Source organism: Piscicoccus intestinalis NBRC 104926 (assembly GCF_001515525.1).
GTDB lineage: Bacteria > Actinomycetota > Actinomycetes > Actinomycetales > Dermatophilaceae > Kineosphaera > Kineosphaera intestinalis.
In genome coordinates this window covers 1-5,348 of sequence record NZ_BCNQ01000217.1, presented here as the reverse complement: position 1 = coordinate 5,348, position 5,348 = coordinate 1, and the positions used below count along the sequence as shown (strand labels likewise).

Genomic DNA, 5,348 nt, shown 5'->3' with positions numbered 1-5,348 from the left:
CGCTCAGGGCTGGGCGCCGGCCTGACGTCGGTGCCCAGCGCGCCGGCGTCGGATCCCGCCGACGCGGTGCTGACCGACCCGGTCGTGCCGGAGGAGAAGCGCAACTGCCCGTCGTGCGGCACCCCGGTCGGGCGCGGCCGCGGCGACGCTCCCGGGCGCACCGAGGGCTACTGCCCCAAATGCCGAAACCCCTACTCGTTCACGCCCAAACTGGCTCCCGGCGATCTCGTCGGCGGCCAGTACGAGGTGGTCGGCTGCCTCGCGCACGGCGGGCTCGGGTGGATCTACCTGGCGCGCGACAAGAACGTCTCCGACCGCTGGGTCGTGCTCAAGGGCCTGCTCAACGCCGGTGACGCGGACGCGCTCGAGGCCGCGGTCGCCGAGCAGCGCTTCCTCGCGCAGGTCGAGCACCCGCTGATCGTCGAGGTCTACAACGTCGTCGAGCACGAGGGCGCGGCGTACACGGTGATGGAGTACGTCGGCGGCCGCAGCCTCAAGGAGCTGCTCAAGGCGCGGATGGCCGACAACCGGGGCGTCTACGATCCGCTGCCGGTCGAGCACGCGCTGGCGTTCATCTACGGGATCCTGCCCGCGTTCGCGTACCTGCACGACCTCGGGCTGCTGTACTGCGACTTCAAGCCCGACAACCTCATCCAGGTCGGCGACTCGGTCAAGCTCATCGACCTCGGCGGCATGCGCCGCATCGACGACCTCGACTCCCCGATCTACGGCACGGTCGGCTACCAGGCGCCGGAGATCGCCGACCTCGGACCGTCGGTGCCCAGCGACATCTACACGATCGGGCGCACGCTGGCGGTGCTCACCAACGAGTTCCGCGGCTACCAGAGCCAATACGCGACCAGCCTGCCGCCGACGACGACGATGCCGGCGTTCTCCCGGCACGACGCGTTCTACCGGCTCGTCGCCAAGGCGTGTGCGCTCGACCCCGCCGACCGGTACCAGAGCATCGAGGAGCTGCGCGTGCAGCTGTTCGGGGTGCTGCGCCAGATCGTCGCCGACCGACGCGGAGGCGGCGCGGCGGGTCAGACCCTGCCGTCGGGCCTGTTCGAGGCCCCGGTCGTCACCGGCGACTCGCTCGGCTGGTGGGAGCTGCCGGCCCTGAAGCCCGACGAGAACGACCCGATGCTCGGCTGGCTGCAGACCGTGCGGGAGCTGGAACCCCGGCGCCGCGGACACGAATTGGCGTCCGCCCCCGACCAGACTGCCGAGGTGATGCTCGAACGCGCCCGCACCGCGCTGTACGCCGGCGACCACGAGGGCGTCACCGCCGCCACCGACGACCTGCTCGGCGCCGACCCCTGGGACTGGCGGGCGCTGTGGATCCTCGGGCTCGACGCCCTCTCCCGCGACGACCACGCCGCCGCGCAGGCCGCGTTCGGCACCGTCTACGAGCAGATCCCCGGTGAACTCGCCCCGCGGCTCGCCCTCGGTCTCACGCACGAGCTCGCCGACGAACAGCCCGCCGCGGAGGCCGACTACCTCACCTGCCTGCGCACCGACGCCGGCTACACGACCGCCGCGGCGTTCGGTCTCGCGCGGCTCCGGTCGGCCCGCGGCGACGGCCGCGGCGCGATCACCGCGCTCGACCTCGTCCCGCCCGCCAGCTCGGCGTTCGGGCGGGCGCGGTGGCTGCGGGCCGAGCTCGCGGTGCACTCCGGCTCCGGGCCGGCCGCCCTCGACCAGGCGCTACGCGACGGCGACCGGCTCGAGGCCGCCCCCGCGCAGCGCGCCTCGTTCCGGGTGCGCGTGCTGGAGCAGGCGCTCTCCCAGGTGGGCGCCAAGCCCGCCGCGCGGGACACGACGATCGGCGGCATCCGCGCCACCCCGCGACACCTGCGCGAGGCCCTCGAGGAGTCGTATCGCCGCCTCGCCGAACTCACCACGGACCCCGACGAGCGGGCACGGCTCGTCGACAAGGCCAACTCCGTGCGCCCCTGGAGCCTGCTATGACCGACCCCACCCCCTCCCGGCAGCGCAGCGAGCAGGCTCCCCCGCCCGAACGGCCCGACGGCGCGCCGACCAGCGACCTGTCCGCGCCCGGCGGCGAACCCACCGTCGAGCTGCCCGTGCGCGGCGGCTCACCGGCCGCCGAGGTGCCCGTGTCCGACGGCGAGCCGAGCGCCGAGCTGCCGGTCGCCGAGGCCGCCGACGGCGGGGGGCCCGCGCCCTCCAACACCGCCGAGCCCCTCGGATCGGCTGCCGGATCGACCACGGGATCGGCCGTCGGGTCGGCCACCGACGATGACGACGAGATCGTGCCGCTCGCGCCGCCGGACCCACCCGCGGCACCCGGCGCGTTCGGTGCGGCTGCGGCGTCCGCCGACCCTGGCACGTCTGCTGCGTCCGCCGCGTCGGCGTCGGACCAGACCGCCGAGCTGCCGGTGCTCGACACCGAGGGTTCCGATCCGGCGGTGCTCGGTGGCGTCGGGGCGCGCGGCGACATCGACGCTGCGGTCCGCGCGGGCGACCCGCCTCCGGTGAGCAGCGACGGGATGCTCGTGCTCGGCTCCCCGGTCACGCCCCCGCCCGCGCCGAAGCCCGCGAACGCGCCGCCGGCCGGTCCGCCGTGCACCGAGTGCGGCGGCACCTTCGGGCCCGACGGTTACTGCGAGCGCTGCGGGTCCGCGCGACCCAACCCGCGGCACCACTTCGAACTGAAGGCGCCGATCGCCGAGCCTGGCGGACCGCCCACAACAGTGTGGGTTGCCGGGGTCTGCGACCGCGGCGTGCGGCACCGCACCAACGAGGATTCGCTCGCGCTGCACGCCGAACCCGGATCGCCGCGCCGCGCCGCGATGGTCGTGTGCGACGGCGTGAGCACCGCCCGCCGCTCCGCACGCGCCAGCCAGGAGGCGGCCCGGGCCGCCCTGGGCGTGCTCTCCGCCTCCCACTCGCGCGGCCTGGCCGGGGTCGCGTCCGCCCACGTCGGAGCGCTGGGGGGCCGGCTCGACGCGGCCACGGACGCCGCGATGAGCGCGGTCATCGAGGTCGCCGCCGGCCCCGACACCCCGGAGGACACCGAGGAGTCGGGCATCCCGCACGTCTCCGAGCCGGCCTGCACGTTCGTCGCGGCGGTCATCGACGACGACGTCGCGGTCGTCGGGTCGGTGGGCGACTCGCGCGGCTACTGGTTTCCCGACTCCGGCGAGCCGCAGCTGCTGACGACCGACGACTCGTGGGCCGAGGAGCAGATCGCGCTCGGCGCCTCCCGACGGGAGGCCGAGGCCTCGCCGCACGCGCACACGATCAGCCGCTGGCTCGGCCCCGAGGCCCCCGATCACACCCCGCGTAAGGCGACGGTGCAGCTGTCGGAGCCGGGCTGGCTCATGGTGTGCAGCGACGGGCTGTGGAACTACGCCTCCGCGCCCGAGCAGCTCGGCGCGGTGCTCACCCAGATCGTCCCGACGCTGCCGCGGCCCACCGCGCCGCTCGCCCTGGCCCGGCGCCTGGTGGAGTGGGCCAACGCGCGGGGCGGTCGCGACAACATCACGGTCGCGCTGGCCCGCATCGACGACCCCGCCGCGCAGACCGAGGTCATCGACACCGGGGCCGGCCATACGCAGGCCGACGAGAGCGAGGCCGGCGACACCCGGGTCATCGCCACCCAGGCCCCTGACAGCAGGGCCGGCGAGACCTCCGAGCGCACGGCCCCCGGTTCGGCGCCCACCGAGCCGCTGACGACCGGTGGCTCCGCGCCCGCGGGCGCCTCCGGCGGAGCCACCGCCGCGGCGCGCCCGGATGGGCCCGACGACCATGAAGACACCAGAGACACCAGAGACACCAGAGACACCAGAGACACCAGAGACACCAGAGACACCAGAGACACTAAAGACACTGAGGACCAGGAGGGAGCGCGCTGATGGCCGAATTCTCCGCTGCCGTCTACCAGAACGAGTTCCTGCCCGAGGGCGGCACCGACGTGCACGCCATCGTCACGATCACCGCCCGCAACGCCGGCGGCGCCGGGCAGACCGGAGCCGGTGACGCCGGCGAGATCATCGTCGTCGACACCTCCGGCTCGATGGAGGACGCCGGGGTCGCCGCCGCGCGGTACGCCGCCGCGGCCGCGCTCGACCAGATCCTCGACGGGGTCTGGTTCGCGGTCATCGCGGGCAACCACCAGGCCCGGCTGTGCTTTCCCGACGGCTACTCGGCGGCGATGGTGCGCATGGACCCCTCGACTCGGGCTCAGGCGAAGGCCTCGCTCAACCGGCTCTACGCCGACGGCGGCACGGCGATGGGCACGTGGCTGCTGGCCAGCGCGCAGCTCTTCGACACGGTGCCCACGCTGACGCAACGGCACGTCATCCTGCTGACCGACGGGGAGAACCAGCACGAGACCCCCGAGCAGCTCTCCCGCGCGATCGCCACCGTGCAGGGCCGCTTTCAGGCCGACTGCCGCGGGCTCGGCGCGGCGTGGCAGGTCGACGAGGTGCGCCGCATCGCGCAGGCACTCATGGGCACGGTCGACCTCATCCCCCGCCGTGAGGACATGGCGCTGGAGTTCGAGTCGCTCATGCGCACGTCGATGGGCCGCGGCATCGCACAGGCTTCTTTGCGCGTCTGGGCGCCGCAGGGGGCCGAGGTGCTCTTCGTGCGGCAGGTCGCGCCGACGCTGGAGGACATGACGAACCGGCGCCAACAGCTCAACCCGCTCACCGGCGCCTACCCCACAGGGTCCTGGGGGGATGAGGCCCGCGACTTCCACGTGGCGGTGCGGTTGCCGGCGAAGGCGATCGGAGCCGAGCAGCTGGCGGCCCGGGTGCAGCTGGCGGTCGGCGAGGAGGTCGTCGCGCAGGGGCTCATCAAGGCGAAGTGGACCGCCGACGACTCGCTGACCGCGCAGATCAGCCCCGAGGTCGCGCACTACACCGGCCAGACCGAGTTGGCGTCGGCGATCCAGCAGGGCCTGGCCGCCAAGGCGGTCGGTGACGACACGACGGCGACGAGCCGGCTCGGCCGGGCGGTGCAGCTCGCCGCGCAGACCGGGGACGAGGCGGCCACCAACCGGCTGCGTCGCGTCGTCGACATCGACGACGCCGGCACCGGGCGGGTACGGCTCAAGCGGCACGTCGACCGGATGGACGAGATGGCGCTCGACACCGCCTCCACGAAGACGATCCGGGTGCGCAAGTGAGCCTCGTCTGCCCGCAGGGGCACACCTCGCAGGCCACCGACTACTGCGACACGTGCGGGAGCCCGATGCGCCCGGCGGCCGGCGGCGACACCCCGGCGCCGGCGCACGCCGCTCCGGGCGCGGGCTCTGGTGGCTCGGGCTCGGGCGGTGACGGGGTGGGCTCGGGCGGGGCGGGCTCGGGTTCGGCGGG

The 5,348-nt window shown here is 74.4% G+C and carries 3 protein-coding genes and 1 pseudogene; all 4 read left to right on the top strand.

Going from position 1 to position 5,348, the window contains the following annotated elements; translation table 11 throughout:
• Window positions 1-1,971, top strand: a 1,971-nt coding sequence (locus tag PINTE_RS20185; protein WP_084343856.1) for a serine/threonine-protein kinase, incomplete at its 5' end; no start/stop codon positions are given.
• Window positions 1,968-3,881, top strand: a complete 1,914-nt coding sequence (locus tag PINTE_RS20180; RefSeq protein WP_068434207.1) for a PP2C family protein-serine/threonine phosphatase — start codon at window positions 1,968-1,970, stop codon at window positions 3,879-3,881. The genes PINTE_RS20185 and PINTE_RS20180, both read left to right, overlap by 4 nt.
• Window positions 3,881-5,158, top strand: a complete 1,278-nt coding sequence (locus PINTE_RS20175; RefSeq protein ID WP_068434205.1) for a VWA domain-containing protein — start codon at window positions 3,881-3,883, stop codon at window positions 5,156-5,158. Before PINTE_RS20180 ends, PINTE_RS20175 begins: the two co-directional genes overlap by 1 nt.
• A pseudogene (locus tag PINTE_RS24050) lies at window positions 5,155-5,348 on the top strand (hypothetical protein); the annotation flags it as partial. The gene PINTE_RS20175 and the pseudogene PINTE_RS24050, both read left to right, overlap by 4 nt.